The sequence below is a fragment of the Priestia sp. RMT2NF4 genome, from assembly GCF_047872835.1.
GTDB classification, from domain to species: Bacteria; Bacillota; Bacilli; order Bacillales; family Bacillaceae_H; genus Priestia; species Priestia zanthoxyli.
This window is the reverse complement of record NZ_JBLQZO010000003.1, coordinates 794,254-811,292: the sequence shown is the minus strand read 5'-3', so window position 1 is coordinate 811,292 and position 17,039 is coordinate 794,254. Positions and strand designations below refer to the sequence as shown.

Here is a 17,039-nt window from a genome sequence, read left to right as displayed (position 1 = left end):
CTACTCGCCGCTCTCGTCGTTCTACTCGCCGCTCTCGCCGTTCTACTCGCCGCTCTCGTCGTTCTACTCGCCGCTCTTAATTTCTCTAAACACTCATCTTTATTGCAAAAAAACGCCGAAGAACTACGAATGTCTTCGGCGTTTTTTTCCACTTATAGAAGGTGCACATTTGGAAATATACTAAGATGGAGCGTTATTCATTTTACATAGAAAAGGAGAGCTTTTATGAAAAAAAACAAGCATCGAATTTTAACTTCATCAACTACAGATGTCGAAGAAATCAAACGTTTAAATGCGCAGTCTGGACTAACTTACAATGAAGTATTTGCACTTCTTGGAGAAAACTTTTTGAAAAATCAACAGAAAAAATAATAAGCTGGGACTAGAAAACAACTTCTAGTCCTTATACTTTGAAAATCCCGGAAAACCCTTTTACTAAGGATGTTAATTGGTTCATGGCTCCCATCATCTGTCCCGCAGTATTCATCATTTTGTTCATATCGTAATTGCCATCACTCGATTTAAACTGAGACATTAATGACTGAAATTGAGATGGCTGAGGCTTTTGCTGCTGACCTTTAGGATATGGATTAAAAGGCGCACCTGCATTGTTGTACATGGGCTGCTGGTACATTCCGTTCATATAGGGAATTTGCTGAGGGCCAAAAGGCATTTGTTGCTGAGCGTACGGATGTTGCGGCATATAAGCTTCCGTCCATGGCTGCTGGTGATACTGTGGAAATGGATGTACCTGACTTAAATCAAAACGTTCTGGTTGATGTTGCTCATAATACGGATAGTGCTTACTTGTATACATGCAAAATCAATACCTCCTTTTTAATATTACATAATATATAGTATGTATGCAGAAATAAGAGGTGACGTTCGTCTACTTGTACTTTTGGAGAACGCATTCAAAAATATGTAGGTTTCTGTCGAAAGTTTAAATTTTTCAAAAAAACGAGATTATTTAAATATATGGTACGATAAGAACAAGTGATACTACCTATACGTAGTGGCACAAATGGGGATTAGGAGGGAATTTACATGTATGTGAACGAACTTCAAGAAGCTTTTATTGCGGTGAAACAATATGAGCCGCAGTCAAGTAATGAATTACTCGATTTTGCTCAGCAGCAGTATTTAAAAGGTTTTTTAACTCCTATGAATTACAAAGCCGCTGTACGTGAACTTGAACAAATTGGAGCTACTAAGCCTGATTTTAGTGCACAAGATGATTAATTTTTTTACTACCACTGAGAAATCGGTGGTTTCTTTGTTTCCTCTAAAGTGGACACATACTTCTTTTTTGACTTGTTTATACTATAAAGGCTTTAACGTAGTATTCAATAAAGGAGGTTTATTTCATGAGTCGTGGAAAACATTTTGATCATAAAAAACAAGGACAAAGTGCAGTAAATAAAACAAATAACGCCGTTGCTTCTAAACATACCGAAAAAGTTGATTATCATATCGATACAGTTGCTTCACAAGATCACCCAGCTGTTTCTATCCAATCACAAAAAGATTTTGATTAACTTTTTATTGATCATGATAAAATGCCTAAAGAGTTTTCTCTTTAGGCATACATAGAAAATCCCCACCTTATAAGTCTCAACGGAAGGCCGGGATTAATTATTCAATATCGACTCGAGCACATACTTATTTGAGTGATACATCTTTTTAAATCGCTTTTCTCGCGTCTCGGGATAAAATGACTGTAGTACAACGTTTTGTAAATTTTCTTTTAACGTCTCTACTTGATTAACATGAATATATTTTGGTCGCTCTTTCTTCAGCCATTCCGTTACGAGACTAGCCCATTCATCAAGTTCTTTGAAGAAAATGTCTCCATAAGGCTTTACTTCTTCAAAAAATTTCACTTCATAATTTTCTTCCTGTTGAATAGACGCTAATCGTTCTACAGCTACTTCATTATATTGAAACATGATCTCCGTACTTTTTTTCACATCTTCATTCATCGTTATTCGTCACCTCTACGATGACTATTGTAACATAAACAATCTTTATACTGTATGAAGAACCATTTCTCTTCGTCTTCTACTCCATTCTGTTTCGGAAGGCATGCTTTCATACACAGTTACTTCAATTTCTTGCAGCGATTGGTCAATGCGATGAACTTGTTCCATATATGTTTCTTCACAATGTGTAAATGCTTCATTTATAGATGTAGACATCGTTTTATCCACTAGATCTACTTGCTCTAGTAAGCTATCTAATAAAGTCATCATTTCGCTTGTTTTAACCATACTTTGTTTCATCGCCATCCCTCCAAATTTTCCTTTGCATAACGTATTCTCTTTTTTATTCATTGTCCCTTCACACATGACAAAACTAGTTTCTATTCGTCAAAGAAAGATGTTTTCGACATTTTCATTTATGGTGAATCGAAAGAGAACATATTGAAAACACTAGTATAGACATTTCAGCTAATTGGATACATTCTGCTGCTGAACGTTCATTACAACATGATAGGAGGTGCCTAGATATGGCCAACAAACAGCAAAAATCACAGCCTAAAAATAAGCCTGAAACAAAAACCTACGGTGATCCTAAAAAGTTAAACGGTCCTAACCAGCCTTCTACTTAAGAACAAAACGGTCACTTGTGACCGTTTTTATTTACATTAACTACTTGCGCTACTTTCATTAATATATGCAGCTGCTTTTGCTTTTGAAGATACCACTTTGTAAAATGAACTTTCTTTGGAAAAGGCGGCTTTTTCATGAGCTTTTGTTCCTGTTTTTTTGTTAAAAACCACTCTTCTCTCTTTTTTTCATGATGTCTAATAGCCGGATACACCTTTCGAAGTGCAGGTGTACAGCAACTGGTTTCATCCACAAAATACTGCTCATAATCGTATCTCGAACCCGTATGCTTTGTTTTCAAAGAAAATTCATAAAACAAGGGATAATACTTTTCATGAAATAATAAAGTCGCTAATTTCTTCCCCAAATCAATCCGATTATTTACTTTTGTAAAATCATGAACAGAACAACCGTATAGCTCCCCTTTTGTAGTAGGAAAAAGGACGGAACTAAAGTGGAATATATCTTGAAAAAAAAACAGCATACTTTTAAATACTCTATCTTGATAAAAAGGCTGTTCAATAACGGGCTTTTGAATAACGTGCTGCTCATTTACAATTAACGCATGAATAAGCTGCAGTTCAGAAGGTTTCTGCATAAATTGCCTCCACTTTTCTTCGATAAAAGATGAAACATTTAAATAGGGAAGTAAATGAACGTAAGAGACATGTTTTTTACGCGAAACAGCATACAATAGTAATTGCGGGAAGGCATCTTTAAAAATAAGCCAATTTGCTCTTTCATACGTCAAAAATAATAAATCGCGCGTTTGCTTTGATAACGCTTTTTTCATTGGTTCTCCTTGCAAATCACACATATTCCACCCTGCGTTGCGCGATACCATACTTGCGAGAAATGCCCACTTTACTTCAGGATATCTATGATAAAAAGTTGCATAAGCTTGGGTTCTTGATATATTATCAATATTCAGCTTGTCTGTTGTTTTATTAATCGCCGTCAACAGCGCTTGTTCCGAACTATTGAGTGACATCTCTTCATCTTCTTTCATCTATTTTTATTTGTAGGATTTGGTATAATAGAATTTGTTTGTTTAATAGATTTACACTAAAGGAGTGATGGTTATGATTCGCTATCCTAACGGAAAGGCCTATAAGCCATTGAATACCAGCAGTCCTTCCCCTAAAAAGCTAGAAGCTAGCTATAGCAATCGTGGTATGACGCTGGAGGACGATTTAAACGAAACAAACGAATACTATGTTTCAAAAGGAATAGCCATTGTTCACAAAAAACCAACCCCTGTTCAAATTGTAAAAGTAGACTATCCGAAGAGAAGTGCCGCTGTTATCAAAGAAGCTTATTTTAAGCAGGCTTCTACTACAGATTATAATGGCGTCTATAAAGGAAAACACCTTGACTTTGAAGCAAAAGAAACGAGAAATAAAACCTCATTTCCTCTGCGTAATTTTCATGAACATCAAATTGAACATATGAAGCAAATTGTGAAACAAAACGGGGTTTGTTTCGTTATATTAATGTTCTCTACTTTACAAGAAATATACTTGTTCGAAGCACAGTTCCTTTTTCCTTACTGGGATTCCATGAAAAAAGATGGACGAAAATCAATCCCTAAGGCAGATATTGAAAAAAAAGGACATTTCATCGAACTTGGTTACCATCCGAGAATCGATTACATAAAAACTATAGATAAATTATACTTTTAAGAGTATGATATATATGTTTACGGAAATCATTCTCTTACAATGCGTTGAAAGGTAGGAGTTTTTATGTCAGATAATTATCGCTCTCGTGAAGAACGACGAAGAGCTATGAATGACAACAAACCAGAAGGTAAATCTCAAGGAAAACCGAAAAAGAAGAAAAAAGGAGGCCTATTTCGTAAAATTGTTGCCGCAGTTTTACTGATAGGAATCATCGGGCTCATTGCCGGAGTGGGAACTTTTTTTGCTATGATAAGCGATGCTCCAAAAGTTGATGACTCGGTATTAAAAAACTCTTTTTCATCTAAAGTATATGCAAACGATGGAAAAACAGTTGTAAAAGAAATTGGAGCTCAAAAACGTACATATGTGCAATACGATGAAATCCCTCAAGTCGTCAAAAACGCATTTATCGCTACGGAAGACGTTCGTTTTTATAAACATCACGGCGTCGACTTTTACCGTATTGGCGGAGCATTAATGGCGAACTTTAAAGACGGCTTCGGTGCTGAGGGCGGTAGTACGATTACTCAGCAAGTGGTAAAGAATTCGTTCTTATCACCAAAGAAGACGGTTAAACGTAAAGTACAAGAAATGTGGTTAGCTTACCAACTTGAGCGCAAATATTCGAAACAACAAATTCTTGAAATGTATTTAAACAAAATATATTTCGCATCAGGTGAAGTATACGGTATTGAACGAGCAGCTGAGAAATTTTACGGAGTTAAAAGCGTAAAAGATTTAACTCTTGATGAAGCTGCTATGTTGGCAGGCTTACCAAAAGCGCCAACTACTTATAACCCAGTTACAAACCCAGAGAATGCTACTAAACGCCGTAACACAGTATTAAACTTAATGGCTAAAAACGGCTTCATTACACAAGCCGAGGCCGACAAAGCAAAACAAGTAGATGTACAGGCTCACTTAGCTAAACAAACTGAATCAACATCTAAGTACGATGTATTTATTGATCAAGTAATCGAGGAAGTAAAAAAGAAAACAGACGCGGATCCATTTTCTGCGGGCTTAGAAATTTATACAACGCTTGACACGAATGCTCAGGACTATGTGGATGATGTGATGAATAACAAAGTAGTCAACTTCCCGAACGATAAATTCCAAGCAGGTCTTGTCGTTGTAGATAATGAAACAGGCGGTATTCAAGCAATTGGAGGCGGACGTAATCGTGTATCAGGCGGCTTAAACTTTGCAACAAATATGAGACGCCAGCCCGGCTCAACAATTAAGCCGATCTTAGATTACGGTCCAGCGATTGAGAACTTAAAGTGGTCTACTGGACAACCGCTAAAAGATGAAGAATATCATTATTCAAACGGCACGCCAATCCGAAATTTTGGACGCAACTATAAAGGTTGGGTTTCAGCGCGTGAAGCTTTAGGACGTTCGCTGAACATCCCTGCTTTAAAAGCGTTCCAAGCAACCGGTGCGGACAAAGCAAAAGAGTTCGCTACGGGCCTTGGGCTAAAATTAGATGAAGAAGACGGCGAAGCTTATTCTGAATCTTATTCTATCGGAGGCTTCCGTACAGGTGTTACACCTCTACAAATGGCTGGAGCCTATAGTGCTTTTGCAAATGAAGGTATGTACAATGCACCGCATACGGTGACAAAGGTAAAATTCCCTGATGGAACAGAAATTGATTTAACGCCAAAACCAAAACGCGCAATGCAAGATTACACGGCATTTATGATGACGGACATGATGAAATCTGTTGTAAACGAATCATATGGTACAGCTCGTGCTGTTCGTACACCAGGATTAGAAATTGCGGGTAAAACGGGAACTTCGAACTTTAGTGCTGCAGAAAAGCAACGATACAATATTCCAGACGCTGGTGAAAAAGACGTTTGGTTTAATGGATTTACGCCAAACTATACGATTTCCGTATGGACAGGCTATGAAACTGCTAAAGACGGCTATATTTTAAGTCCTAATGAAACAGGCATGGCAAAAAATATCTTTAAGCATGTTATTACTCATATTTCTGAAGGCAAACCTAAAGGAAGTTTCAAGCAGCCGGACAGCGTAGTTGAACGTTCCGTGGAAAAACCAACGGGCAAAGACTTAAAACGCCCAAGCGGCTCTACTCCTTCGAGCTTAATTACAAAAGAATACTTTGTGCGCGGTACTGCACCGACAAAAGTATCTCAAACGTTTGTGAAGAAAGAAAAAGAAGAAAAGAAAGAAGATAAAAAAGAGGACAAAAAAGAGAAAAAAGACAATAAAGATGTGAAGCCAAAAATTACTGCTTCGTATAGCGGAGGAGCAATTTCAGTTAACTGGTCAGCGTCAAACGCAGCCAGTGATACGACCTTTACAGTCACAATGTCATCTCCTAACGGTTCTGAACAACTCGCATCTGGCGCAGGAGCCGGTGGAAAAACAATTTCCAATCCAGCAGCAGGCGCAACGTATAGTTTCACCGTAACAACAAATACGGGCGAAAGCGCTAGTTCTTCTGTAAAAGTCCCTGATTCATCAGATCAAGCTACCGAAGATAATTCCACTAAGCCTGAAGATGACGGAACAACGGACGATAATCAAAATGAAGACAATAGCAACACTGATCAAAACAACGGCTCTGATCAAGGTGACGATTCATCTACTAAGCCGGATGATAACCAAAACAGCAATAATGGCAGCAATAGTGACGGTAGCAATACCGGTAATAACGGCAATACCGATAATAACAATAACGATAGCGGCAATACTAACGATGGTAATAATAACAATAATAACGGAGGCACAACTCCTCCTCCAGCAGACAACGGTGGGAATGACTCAGGAAGTCAAACACCACCAACCCCTGCTACACCATCGACGCCGTCAACACCTGCTACACCACAGCAAGAGCCAACAACTGAAAATTAACGTAGCAGTAAAAAAGCCCCTACACGTGTAGGGGCTTTATTTCTTGTGAAGAATAAGCATTTTTGCATACTGCTTACGCAGCTCATTAAATAATTCTGTCAGCTGAATATACGCTTGATAAGAAGAAACTCGCTGCAGCAAAAACATAAGCCTCTCAGCACAGTTAATAGGCTTATAGATTAGGTCCGCTATGTCTTCTTGCAGCTGATTTAAACGCCGAACGGGCTGTCCATTAATCCAAAACAGTAAACTAATATACATAGCAGCAGCTTGTTTCATACAAGGCGCTGCTTCTTTTGCTTTCCGCTGAGAAAAAAGCGTATGCAGTTCTTCCCTTTGAGTTTCCCACTTTTCAAAAAATGGCCGTATGTTCTTTTGAACATCCCTCCAAGGTGTTTTCGTTTCTTTATGTACATCGTATAAAATATCATAAGCAAAATAATTTCTTCCATTTTTTGTATATAATTCAAGAACCCGATCTTCTTTTGAATAAAATGGTTCGCATATGAAATGTGACGGCACTTCAATCGGTAACATCTGTCTTCTTCTCTTTTCCTTTCATTCGTTTCTTTCCTTCTCGGCAAAGATCAAGAAGCGGGCAGACATGACATTGAGGAGACTGTGCTTTACAGTGATAGCGTCCAAAAAAGATAAGTCGATGATGCGTAACAGACCATTCATCTTTCGGAATTTTTCTCATCAGCGTTTTTTCTACTTCTAAAACTGAATCTTTCCACCTGCAAATCCCAAGGCGTTTACTTACACGTTCTACATGCGTGTCTACGGCTATTGACGGTACTCCAAAAGCTACGGATACAACAACATTAGCCGTCTTACGCCCTACTCCCGGAAGATTGGTCAGCTCATCACGATCTTTCGGAACTTCTCCTCCGTATTCATCAATGAGCATACGGCAGAGCTTTTGAATATTTTTAGCTTTGTTTCTATATAAGCCGATTGATCTAATATCTTGCTGCAGCTCTTCTAACGAAACGGCTAAATAGTCTTCAGGCGTTTGATATTTCTTGAATAAATCCGCTGTTACGCGGTTGACTAAAGCATCTGTGCACTGAGCAGATAGCGCCACGGCAATGACTAAATCAAAGGGATTCCGATGATTTAACTCACAGTGAGCGTCAGGAAACATTTCTGCCATAGCATCTAGGCACTGTCTGATTTGTTTTAACGTTAACATACTAGTTCTCCTTCTTCTTACAGGTAGTTCCCTCCTATTTTACAATAGGGTTCCTGTCAAATGCTACTTTTGTCCATACTCTTTTAAAAAAGCTGCTTCAAGATTCAATTACTTGGATCTTGAAGCAGCTTTTTATCCTGTCATTGCTCTAGCCAGTTAAAAAAAGGAATGGCTGATGTAGACTGAGAAGGGTTAACAGAAGATAGTTTTTTGGGCTGTTGATTTTGACGAAATTTTTGGCTATGCTTGCGGGCTTGATCAATGGTCTGAATGCCATTTTTCTTCCATTCGAATAAAATACGATCAATATACCGGAAGTTTAATTTTCCAGACATCACCGACTCTCTTAGTGCCGCTTTAATAATAATGGGATCATGATGATCTTGATCAATCCACATCGCTAGCGTTTCGCATTCAAACGGAGACAATGCTCTGCCAAACTCTTTTTCAAACATTGTATATAAATTAAGCTCTTCTTGTTCTTCTTCGCTTTTTTCTACTTCTCTTGTTTCTTGCATCATATGATGAATAAGCTTTTCCCAAAGCGGTTTTAATGAATAACGTTCACAAATAAGGGCGTTTTGCTGTTGATCTTGCTCAATAGATAAAAAGCCGCGCTGAATTAATGCTCGCAGCGTATCCATACACACAGCACTTGAAATACTCATTTTTGCCGCCAATTCGTTAGGTGTCGGGAAACCTTCACCGCCTTCAATGGAAACATAAATATGCATTAACGTCATGAATTCCGTTTCGTTCATTCCCAAATCGCTATAGTGATTAAACAGCAGCTTCGGAATTGAAACTGTGCCTTGTTCAAACCATTCAATTAACGTTTCTTTTTTCATATCCGAACACCTCAGTAGTTAGTATATCATGAAGTTTATAGTCAAAGTAATAATTATTCGAAGCTAAAAAGCTTCTATGTAAAACTTTCCGCTGAAACCGTACCATTGCTCTGCACATATAAAATATATACGAACGATGACTTCCTTCCAAGAATATTACACTAACTTATTTTTTCGAGAATTGCAACTCCCTTTTAAGTTAGACTCTCTTCTATGTTTGCCGTTGTTTCCTTGTGATATAAGTAAAAACCTCGTTTTTCTTTTCTTTTTATGATTCATAAAAAAAGCTAAAAAAGTATCCTGACTACAGGAGTCAGAATACTTTTTCACTTCCTTACGGGTATAAACGGTTTAATAAGCGTGGGAATGGAATCGTTTCACGAACGTGTTCTACGCCGCTAATCCATGCTACTGTACGCTCAAGGCCTAAACCAAATCCTGAATGTGGAACTGAGCCATACTTACGAAGCTCTAAATACCACTTGTATGTTTCTGTATCTAAATTGTGCTCTTCTACACGCTGAGCTAAAAGCTCTTGATCATGAATACGTTCAGAGCCTCCAATGATTTCTCCGTAGCCTTCTGGTGCGATTAAGTCTGCACATAATACTACGTCTTCATTTGTTGGATCTGGCTGCATATAAAATGGTTTTAATGACGTTGGATAGTGTGTAATGAATACCGGCTTGTCATAGCTTTCTGCGATAGCCGTTTCATGCGGTGCTCCAAAGTCATCTCCCCACTGAATGTCTGTAAATCCTTTTTCATGTAAGAATTTAAGAGCCTCATCGTACGAAATACGAGGGAATGGCGCTTTAATTTGTTCTAACTTAGATGTATCACGGCCTAGTACATTTAACTCTAACTTACAGTTTGTTAAAACAGACTGTACGACATGAGACACATACTCTTCCTGTACTTTCAAGTTATCTTCGAATTGGTAGAAAGCCATCTCTGGTTCAATCATCCAAAACTCAATTAAATGACGGCGTGTTTTAGATTTTTCAGCGCGGAACGTTGGACCGAATGAAAATACTTTTCCAAGCGCCATTGCTGCTGCTTCCATATAAAGCTGTCCACTTTGAGAAAGATATGCATCTTCGTCAAAATATTTCGTGTGGAATAATTCTGTTGTTCCTTCAGGAGCACTTCCTGTTAGGATTGGAGGATCTACTTTTGTAAACCCGTTTTCGTTAAAGAATTCATACGTTGCACGAATAATTTCGTTACGAACCTTCATAACAGCATGTTGACGTTTAGAACGCAGCCATAAATGACGGTTATCCATTAAGAACTCTGTTCCATGTTCTTTTGGCGTAATTGGGTAATCAACAGCTTCATGAATCACTTCAAGGCTTGTAACTGTTAACTCATAGCCAAACGGTGAGCGCTCATCTTCGCGTACCACACCTGTTACATATAGTGATGATTCTTGCGTCATAGATTTAGCTAATTTAAAAGTTTCTTCTTCTACTTCAGCTTTTACAACTACCCCTTGCATGAATCCTGATCCATCGCGCAGCTGTAAAAAGGCAATTTTACCACTTGAACGTTTATTCGCTAACCAAGCACCAATTGTTACTTCTTTTCCTACATGCTTGTTTGCTTCTGAAATCGTAATTTTCACGATTAATATCCCTCCAAAAAACTTACATTTCGTAATTATGTATGCCATCCTATTATACATTTCGACAAACATAATAACAAGTAACAAACAAAAAGAGCCTTCTAACACGTGTGATTTGTGCTAAAAGGCTCTTTTGTTTTTAAATATAATCTTTTTTATTTCATATGACGAGTCATGAATGATTGAATTCGTTCCAATGCCTTTTCTAGCAGATCTAGTGATGTAGCATAAGAAAGACGTACGTTTTCAGGTGAACCGAATCCTGATCCAGGCACTAGCGCTACCTTCTCTTCTTCTAAAATAGCTTCTACCCATGCATCAACTGTATCAAAGCCAGTTAACTTTGCAGCTTCAATTGCATTAGGGAATAAGTAGAAAGCACCCTGTGGTTTTAAGCATGAGAACCCTGGAATGTTAATCAGCTTTTCATGAATTACGTTTAGACGCTCTTCAAAAGCTTGTCGCATCATTTCCACCGGCCCCTGAGTGCCGTTATAAGCAGCGATTGTTGCATATTGAGCAATAGATGTTGGATTTGACGTGCTGTGACTCGCTAGGTTTGTCATCGCTTTAATAACTGTAGCATCACCAGCTGCATATCCAATGCGCCAGCCCGTCATGGAATGTGACTTAGAAACACCGTTAATAATAATTGTTTTTTCTTTTAACGCTGGTGAAAGCTGTGCAATCGATACATGTTCATTTTGACCATACACAAGCTTTTCATAAATTTCATCTGATACGATAAAAATATCGTGCTTCAAGCAAACTTCTCCTAAAGCTTGAAGCTCTTCTCTTGTGTAAATCATACCCGTTGGGTTGCTTGGTGAATTGATAATAACAGCTTTAGTTTTAGCTGTAATAGCCGCTTCTAATTGTTCAGGTGTGATTTTAAATTCGTTATTTTCAGAACCTTCAACGAATACTGGTGTACCTTCTGCTAACTTTACTTGCTCAGGATAACTTACCCAGTAAGGAGTTGGGATAATTACTTCGTCACCTTCGTCTAACAGAACTTGAAATAACGTATACAGTGCGTGCTTAGCACCTGTACAAACAATAATTTCAGAAGGTGAATACGTCAGGCCTTGATCGCGTTTGAATTTTTCAATTACCGCTTCTTTTAATGGTGCAAGACCGCCTGCTGGCGTATATTTTGTCTGACCATCATTCATTGCTGTAACAGCCGCTTCTAAAATGTGCTGCGGCGTATTAAAATCAGGTTCCCCTGCTCCAAGTCCAATCACATCATGACCAGCCGCTTTCAATTCTTTCGCTTTTGCTGTAATCGCTAATGTTGATGATGGCGTTAATGCTGATACACGTTTTGCTAACTTCACTAAAATCTCCCCCTATGAACTAAAGCTATAATCAGCCCGCAGGCTGATTATAGATAAAAAATTGGCTTCATTTTCATAAAGCGCTGAATTCTTATATTATGACACATATGACATTTCATATGGTATAAACGATTTATGATTGAGATAAGCTGTATCGTTTTATAAATTCACCGCTAGAGAAATCAAGATAATAGTATGTTAAATGTTTCTTATCTTTATCCACATATGTTACTTCCCACAGCGGCTTTTTATTTTCAATGCCTAGGCGCACCGACTTAATTTCCTGCGGATTTTTATCATTTTTCACAATGGAAATGGCTTTCTCTTTTGTGATCCCGCTGCTTGCTTTCTTTAAAACAGCTGTTTGTTTTTTGCTTTTAGGCACCCAAGCAATTACCTTTTGATTGCTTCGGTTTGTACCTTCTACTACATAAAATGCATGATTGCCAAAATATGGCTGGGTGCTTGTGACAGATTTCAAATTAAATTCTTTTTTTGCTTGAGATGCTGCTTTTTCCTCAGCAGACTGAACATCCTTCACAGACGAGTGATAAATGCTAAAAGAAATGCCTCCGATAATTAAAAGCACAGCAGCTACCGCTACAATAATTAACTTTTTCATAAAATCCCTACTTATGTACGATAAATTGTAAATACAGCTTTGCTTTGATCTTCTTCATCTAACGCTAATCCGAACATCAAATCTTGCTTTTTCAACGTGCGATTCAAACTATCAACAATTTTATATAAATCCGAGGAATTTTCCACGCGGACAGTTGATAATACTTCAATCCTGCTTTCCATTGTAAACCTCCTAGCTCGTCTATCACGACGCAAAAATGACGATATCCGTATTATAACAGGTATCAAAAACCATCGTCATCTTTTTCACTCATCAATTCAGCCCGTACGTTTTGCGTAAAAACCGAATAAATAAGTAAACATATATAATATTATAAGGAATTTACCTCTTTTTGCAAAAGGAAATTTGTTTATTTTGCAGAAAATTTCATCACATCATAGGATTTTAGCGACATTTTAATAGAGTAAGCGCTCCCCTCTCTTACGTCATATAATTCAATCCATTCAGCTGTTAAATTTGAAAGCAGTCGAGGGGAATAGGAACGCCCTGGTTTCGTAAACGCAACGGCAAGCTGTATATCTAATTGCTTCAAAAATGTATTCGAAAATAACGTTCCCTCTCCAAAATTAGGAATTTTCAATATATCTACATGAGTAAGGGGAATGCGTAAAAACTTTTCCTCTACTTCATCTGAGCCGCTCATGGCATATAGAACTCGGTGCTCTCCAATCGTGAATAATAGATCCATAGCCGCTGTTTTTTGCTTCGATGCATGCAAGACATCAACGTGTATATTATCCGTTAACTGAAATAAATCATTTTCTTTCCACTTCTCTGTTTGAAATTCCGCCTGGTACTGAGCCGGCACAATAATACGCTCTATATGATAATCCTTCACAGCTCGCTGAACATTTGAATCATAGTACTTTTGCTGTTTCGTAATTATTAATTGGTTGATTTTTTTTACTTTATATCGCTGCAGCCACTTGTTTAGCTCGAGATAGGAAGATGCACTCCCGGTATTTACTAAAATCGCCTCACCGCTTCCATCTTGAATCAGACTTGCTTCTCCATCTGAAAGAGGCAGAAAGGTGATCACTACTTCATCAGCTTGCAAACCAAAATCTACGTTTTTAATGACGGCTGCTGAAACCGAACAGGTCATAAAACTAAAAAACAGTACAGCACTTAGCAATATTTTAATCATACACTGTCCTCATTTGCTTATCATAGTATATTACTATCGTCTCTCAAGTGAAGAAACAGTATGCATAAAAAAAGACTTAAGCTATGCTCAAGTCTTTTCATTCCACCATTCTTTGTAGTCCAGTAAGATATTTGAAAACGTTTTTTGAACAACCTGGACTTTTGGAAGCGAGTGAAGGAAATGGTATCCATATGCTGTTCGCGTAATACGATTATCAAAAATAAATATAGCTCCCCGGTCACTTTTTGAACGAATCAACCGTCCAAATCCTTGTTTAAAACGGATAACGGCTTGAGGAAGTGAATAATTCATAAAGGGACTTTTCCCTTCTTTTTTCATCTGCTCAAATTTAGCTGTCAACAGAGGTTGATTTGGAGATGAAAAAGGAAGTCTGACTATTACGAGACATGATAATAAATCTCCTGGCAAATCAATTCCTTCCCACAGACTATTTGTACCCAAAAGAATGGAATGCTCAAATTGACTGAAGTCTTTTAACAGTCTATTGCGATTTCTAGTTGTGACTCCTTGACCAAGCAGGACAAACTCTTCAAGATCGTTTAACTCTTTCAAATAACCATATGTAGCTTTCAACATGTCATATGAAGTAAAAAGCACCAGCATACGGCCATTTGTTACTTTGGCTACGTCAAGAATACTTTCTGCCATCATAGCGCTATACTCATATAATGATACTTCGTTAACAGCAGGCATATCCTGAGGAATATAGACTCTAGCTTGCTTCTCGTAATCAAACTCGGAAGGAAGAATGAGTTGAGCAGGCTGAAAGTCATATAACCCTAGCTCTTGAATTAAATAATCAAATGTTCCATTCACCGTCAATGTAGCAGATGTTAAAATAACGCTTTGTTTCTTAGCGAAAAATTCATCAGCCAGCGTATCGGCAATGGAAGTAGGCTGACTATAGATATACGTAGCATTTGCTGCTCCTTTTGGCTCAATTTCAAACCACGTTACGTAATTGCTCTGCTGTTTGAACAGAAGCTTTTCTATTTGCTGAGATATATGCTCAAATCCTTTAACAGCCGTTTGAAATTCATGAAGAGACGACTGTTCATTTTTTGTGACTTTGTCATATAGATTGTCAAAGGAATGTCTTGCCCCATCATTCCATGTAAAAAGATCGTGAATTAAAAAACGAATACGCGACGCTGCTTCTTGAATAGCCGTCCAGTAATGCCCATGCTCTTTTTCCACTTTATATCGATAGCTGCTTCTTCCAATCTCGCCCTGCTGATTGCCTGTTCTTTTTTGAACAAAAGAATGAATCAAACGAAATAAGTCATCGCACTCAGAATGAAGCTGCACAAACAGATTTTGAAGAAGTTCAGTGTTAAGCTCGATGCTATATTTTACAAGCGTATGGTGAACTTTTTTTAACAGCCCTTTGTCTTGAATGGTTCCGATTCGGTTTAATAGCGCATGAACCGCAAAATAATCTAAGCGCTCTCCCAGTTCTTCTCCGGCAATGTCTTCTAAGTGATGAGCCTCGTCAATAATAATTTGTTCATAATCAGGTAGCAGCTCATGATTACTCATCACATCCATCAACAGCAAGCGATGATTTGTCACTACTATATGGGCATTTTGCGCTCTGTTCTGCGCTCGTTCATAAAAAGAATAAAGCTTCCAAGGATGCTTAAAGTCACTTGGAGACGGATTGCTTTCATTTAGCTGTTCCCAAAAAAGTTTACCCCCAGAAGGCAGGTTTATTTCATCGCTGTCGCCCGTTTCCGTTTCCGTCAGCCAAATAAGCAGCTTCGCTTTTGTGAGGATCGCATCGTAATTATTATTTCGCTCTTTTAAGAGCTGAATGAATTTTCTTATACTAATGTAATGTTCTCTTCCTTTTAAAACAGCTGCTGTAACAGGAAATGGCACAATCTTTTCTAAAATGGGCACATCTTTTTCGATGATTTGCTGCTGAAGCGTTACCGTGTTAGTTGAGATAATGACTGGGTGGTGATGAACAGAAGCATAAAACACGGCAGGAACTAAATAAGCGTAGGTTTTACCAATACCGGTCCCCGCTTCAATTAAAGCATGCTCGTTGCCTGCAAAGCACTCTTGTACAAAGTTCATCATCTCCCACTGCCCTTTTCGTTCTTCAAACAATGGCAGAGCCTGATGGAACAGCTTTTGCTTTTCAGTTTCAAATATTTCGTAAGTATGAGAGTGCTGCTTTTCATTAGCTGAATGCGGCTGATATTTGTTTAGCGCAATGCCGTGTATAAATTCATAAGAATCATCCTCGGCATAACTTTTATCATCTATAACTTGTTGAATCAGTTCTCCAATTTCACTTTTAAAGTGTAAGCTTAGCGCGTATAGCTGCTTCAAGGTTGTTAAAGGGAGCTTCTTTAATTTTTCAATTAGTAAAAGTAAAATACGTGCCGTTACTTCTGCATCACTATCTGCTTGATGAGGGTTTTCATGTTCAATATGTAAATACTCAGCTAATTGACTAAGTTTGTACCCATCAACTGTAGGCAGCAGAATCCGGGCCAGTTCGACGGTATCCACGGTTGAATTATAAAGCGTCTCCATCCCGCACTGATAGAGTTCTTCTTGTAAAAAAGTTAAATCAAATGCCACATTATGTGCAACAAAATAAGCATCATCTAGCAATTCTATAATTTTAGGTGAAATTTCTTCAAATAAAGGCGCATCTTTCACCATATCATTTTGAATGTTAGTTAGTTGTGTAATAAAAGGCGGAATATCCATACCAGGATTTAAAAAACTAGAAAAACGTTCAACAATTTTGCCGTCTTCTACTATGACAGCAGCAAATTGAATCATTTTATCTCCTTGTTTTGGAGAATGTCCCGTCGTTTCAAGATCTACCACAACAAAGCGTTTATTCACGGTCAACACCTCGCAAGTCTGTCTTTTTATAGTATAAAGTGAAAGCCTGCTCTATATGCTTTAAAAGCGCAACTCCTTCTCGTGAAAAACAGAGAGGCTTTCATACATAGAAGTTTTACTTTAGTGTGTATAGAGGTTTATACCGTTCACTTACTAGCGTATGTATTCAA

20 protein-coding genes are annotated in these 17,039 nt (G+C 38.0%); 7 read left to right on the top strand and 13 right to left on the bottom strand.

All coding sequences use genetic code 11. The features are described 5' to 3' along the window. Positions 1–210: hypothetical protein (locus tag ACMX9J_RS17575; RefSeq protein ID WP_416226055.1), on the top strand; the 210-nt coding region annotated here is incomplete at its 5' end. A 15-nt stretch (positions 211–225) separates the two neighbouring features. Further along, positions 226–372 carry a hypothetical protein gene (locus ACMX9J_RS17570; protein ID WP_416226054.1) on the top strand — a complete coding sequence of 49 codons (147 nt, stop codon included), beginning with the start codon at positions 226–228 and terminating at the stop codon, positions 370–372. Positions 373–403: 31 nt separating this feature from the next. Here ACMX9J_RS17570 and ACMX9J_RS17565 read toward each other — a convergent pair whose 3' ends face one another. Further along, positions 404–817, bottom strand: coding sequence for a YppG family protein (locus ACMX9J_RS17565; protein WP_028414073.1), 414 nt, complete (start codon positions 815–817; stop codon positions 404–406). Positions 818–1,047: 230 nt separating this feature from the next. Here ACMX9J_RS17565 and ACMX9J_RS17560 point away from each other — a divergent pair, with 230 nt between their 5' ends. Both ACMX9J_RS17560 and ACMX9J_RS17555 read left to right on the top strand, forming a co-directional pair. After that, the gene (locus tag ACMX9J_RS17560) at positions 1,048–1,242 is read left to right on the top strand and encodes a YppF family protein (protein ID WP_013056115.1); all 195 of its coding nucleotides are present in this window, start codon (positions 1,048–1,050) and stop codon (positions 1,240–1,242) included. A 125-nt stretch (positions 1,243–1,367) separates the two neighbouring features. After that, positions 1,368–1,538 carry a hypothetical protein gene (locus tag ACMX9J_RS17555; protein ID WP_165573332.1) on the top strand — a complete coding sequence of 57 codons (171 nt, stop codon included), beginning with the start codon at positions 1,368–1,370 and terminating at the stop codon, positions 1,536–1,538. A gap of 93 nt (positions 1,539–1,631) precedes the next feature. On the opposite strand, the gene ACMX9J_RS17550 is transcribed toward ACMX9J_RS17555, so the two are convergent. Beyond that, positions 1,632–1,982, bottom strand: coding sequence for a YppE family protein (locus ACMX9J_RS17550; protein ID WP_013056113.1), 351 nt, complete (start codon positions 1,980–1,982; stop codon positions 1,632–1,634). A 45-nt stretch (positions 1,983–2,027) separates the two neighbouring features. Continuing rightward, positions 2,028–2,282, bottom strand: coding sequence for a hypothetical protein (locus ACMX9J_RS17545; RefSeq protein WP_034266868.1), 255 nt, complete (start codon positions 2,280–2,282; stop codon positions 2,028–2,030). A 227-nt stretch (positions 2,283–2,509) separates the two neighbouring features. Here ACMX9J_RS17545 and ACMX9J_RS17540 point away from each other — a divergent pair, with 227 nt between their 5' ends. Next, entirely contained in the window at positions 2,510–2,611 is a 102-nt protein-coding gene (locus ACMX9J_RS17540; protein ID WP_016763465.1) for a hypothetical protein, read from the top strand. A gap of 11 nt (positions 2,612–2,622) precedes the next feature. On the opposite strand, the gene ACMX9J_RS17535 is transcribed toward ACMX9J_RS17540, so the two are convergent. Next, a complete protein-coding gene (locus ACMX9J_RS17535) occupies positions 2,623–3,618 on the bottom strand; it encodes a DUF2515 family protein (protein ID WP_416226053.1) in 996 nt (331 codons plus the stop codon). Positions 3,619–3,691: 73 nt separating this feature from the next. On the opposite strand from ACMX9J_RS17535, the gene recU reads away from it, so the two are divergent. After that, a complete protein-coding gene (gene recU, locus ACMX9J_RS17530) occupies positions 3,692–4,291 on the top strand; it encodes a Holliday junction resolvase RecU (protein ID WP_047751372.1) in 600 nt (199 codons plus the stop codon). 63 nt (positions 4,292–4,354) lie between these two features. Then, a complete protein-coding gene (locus ACMX9J_RS17525; RefSeq protein ID WP_047751373.1) occupies positions 4,355–7,180 on the top strand; it encodes a PBP1A family penicillin-binding protein in 2,826 nt (941 codons plus the stop codon). A gap of 36 nt (positions 7,181–7,216) precedes the next feature. Here the strand turns inward: ACMX9J_RS17525 and ACMX9J_RS17520 are convergent, their stop codons facing one another. The 9 genes from ACMX9J_RS17520 to dinG all read right to left on the bottom strand — a co-directional run bounded on the left by ACMX9J_RS17520 (position 7,217) and on the right by dinG (position 16,869). Next, positions 7,217–7,717, bottom strand: coding sequence for a YpoC family protein (locus ACMX9J_RS17520; protein ID WP_416226052.1), 501 nt, complete (start codon positions 7,715–7,717; stop codon positions 7,217–7,219). Further along, positions 7,704–8,375, bottom strand: a complete 672-nt coding sequence (gene nth / locus ACMX9J_RS17515) for an endonuclease III (RefSeq protein WP_028414079.1) — start codon at positions 8,373–8,375, stop codon at positions 7,704–7,706. The genes ACMX9J_RS17520 and nth overlap by 14 nt, the downstream gene beginning before the upstream one ends. Positions 8,376–8,515: 140 nt before the next feature. Continuing rightward, positions 8,516–9,223 carry a DnaD domain-containing protein gene (locus tag ACMX9J_RS17510; protein WP_016763459.1) on the bottom strand — a complete coding sequence of 236 codons (708 nt, stop codon included), beginning with the start codon at positions 9,221–9,223 and terminating at the stop codon, positions 8,516–8,518. 334 nt (positions 9,224–9,557) lie between these two features. Beyond that, the gene (gene asnS / locus ACMX9J_RS17505; protein ID WP_328173731.1) at positions 9,558–10,850 is read right to left on the bottom strand and encodes an asparagine--tRNA ligase; all 1,293 of its coding nucleotides are present in this window, start codon (positions 10,848–10,850) and stop codon (positions 9,558–9,560) included. Between the two features lie 155 nt (positions 10,851–11,005). Then, the gene (locus ACMX9J_RS17500) at positions 11,006–12,190 is read right to left on the bottom strand and encodes a pyridoxal phosphate-dependent aminotransferase (protein ID WP_328173732.1); all 1,185 of its coding nucleotides are present in this window, start codon (positions 12,188–12,190) and stop codon (positions 11,006–11,008) included. Positions 12,191–12,323: 133 nt separating this feature from the next. Beyond that, a complete protein-coding gene (locus tag ACMX9J_RS17495; protein ID WP_034266853.1) occupies positions 12,324–12,812 on the bottom strand; it encodes a DUF5590 domain-containing protein in 489 nt (162 codons plus the stop codon). An 11-nt stretch (positions 12,813–12,823) separates the two neighbouring features. Then, positions 12,824–12,994 (bottom strand): YpmA family protein, encoded by a 171-nt coding sequence (locus tag ACMX9J_RS17490; RefSeq protein ID WP_013056102.1) that lies wholly within the window; start codon positions 12,992–12,994, stop codon positions 12,824–12,826. A 188-nt stretch (positions 12,995–13,182) separates the two neighbouring features. Then, positions 13,183–13,980 (bottom strand): hydrolase, encoded by a 798-nt coding sequence (locus ACMX9J_RS17485; protein WP_416226051.1) that lies wholly within the window; start codon positions 13,978–13,980, stop codon positions 13,183–13,185. Between the two features lie 87 nt (positions 13,981–14,067). Continuing rightward, positions 14,068–16,869: an ATP-dependent DNA helicase DinG gene (gene dinG, locus ACMX9J_RS17480; protein WP_416226050.1), complete on the bottom strand. Its 2,802-nt coding sequence runs from the start codon at positions 16,867–16,869 to the stop codon at positions 14,068–14,070. Positions 16,870–17,039: the final 170 nt, after the last annotated feature.

What these genes read in the sequence shown, in the direction of transcription:
- ACMX9J_RS17535 (WP_416226053.1), bottom strand. Translation starts at nt 3,618, where the DNA reads ATGAAAGAAGATGAAGAGATGTCACTCAATAGTTCGGAACAAGCGCTG.
- ACMX9J_RS17565 (WP_028414073.1), bottom strand. Translation starts at nt 817, where the DNA reads ATGTATACAAGTAAGCACTATCCGTATTATGAGCAACATCAACCAGAA.
- ACMX9J_RS17510 (WP_016763459.1), bottom strand. Translation starts at nt 9,223, where the DNA reads ATGAAAAAAGAAACGTTAATTGAATGGTTTGAACAAGGCACAGTTTCA.
- ACMX9J_RS17540 (WP_016763465.1), top strand. Translation starts at nt 2,510, where the DNA reads ATGGCCAACAAACAGCAAAAATCACAGCCTAAAAATAAGCCTGAAACA.
- ACMX9J_RS17525 (WP_047751373.1), top strand. Translation starts at nt 4,355, where the DNA reads ATGTCAGATAATTATCGCTCTCGTGAAGAACGACGAAGAGCTATGAAT.
- ACMX9J_RS17560 (WP_013056115.1), top strand. Translation starts at nt 1,048, where the DNA reads ATGTATGTGAACGAACTTCAAGAAGCTTTTATTGCGGTGAAACAATAT.
- ACMX9J_RS17520 (WP_416226052.1), bottom strand. Translation starts at nt 7,717, where the DNA reads ATGTTACCGATTGAAGTGCCGTCACATTTCATATGCGAACCATTTTAT.
- ACMX9J_RS17550 (WP_013056113.1), bottom strand. Translation starts at nt 1,982, where the DNA reads ATGAATGAAGATGTGAAAAAAAGTACGGAGATCATGTTTCAATATAAT.
- ACMX9J_RS17490 (WP_013056102.1), bottom strand. Translation starts at nt 12,994, where the DNA reads ATGGAAAGCAGGATTGAAGTATTATCAACTGTCCGCGTGGAAAATTCC.
- ACMX9J_RS17545 (WP_034266868.1), bottom strand. Translation starts at nt 2,282, where the DNA reads ATGAAACAAAGTATGGTTAAAACAAGCGAAATGATGACTTTATTAGAT.
- recU (WP_047751372.1), top strand. Translation starts at nt 3,692, where the DNA reads ATGATTCGCTATCCTAACGGAAAGGCCTATAAGCCATTGAATACCAGC.
- ACMX9J_RS17495 (WP_034266853.1), bottom strand. Translation starts at nt 12,812, where the DNA reads ATGAAAAAGTTAATTATTGTAGCGGTAGCTGCTGTGCTTTTAATTATC.
- ACMX9J_RS17485 (WP_416226051.1), bottom strand. Translation starts at nt 13,980, where the DNA reads ATGATTAAAATATTGCTAAGTGCTGTACTGTTTTTTAGTTTTATGACC.
- nth (WP_028414079.1), bottom strand. Translation starts at nt 8,375, where the DNA reads ATGTTAACGTTAAAACAAATCAGACAGTGCCTAGATGCTATGGCAGAA.
- ACMX9J_RS17555 (WP_165573332.1), top strand. Translation starts at nt 1,368, where the DNA reads ATGAGTCGTGGAAAACATTTTGATCATAAAAAACAAGGACAAAGTGCA.
- ACMX9J_RS17570 (WP_416226054.1), top strand. Translation starts at nt 226, where the DNA reads ATGAAAAAAAACAAGCATCGAATTTTAACTTCATCAACTACAGATGTC.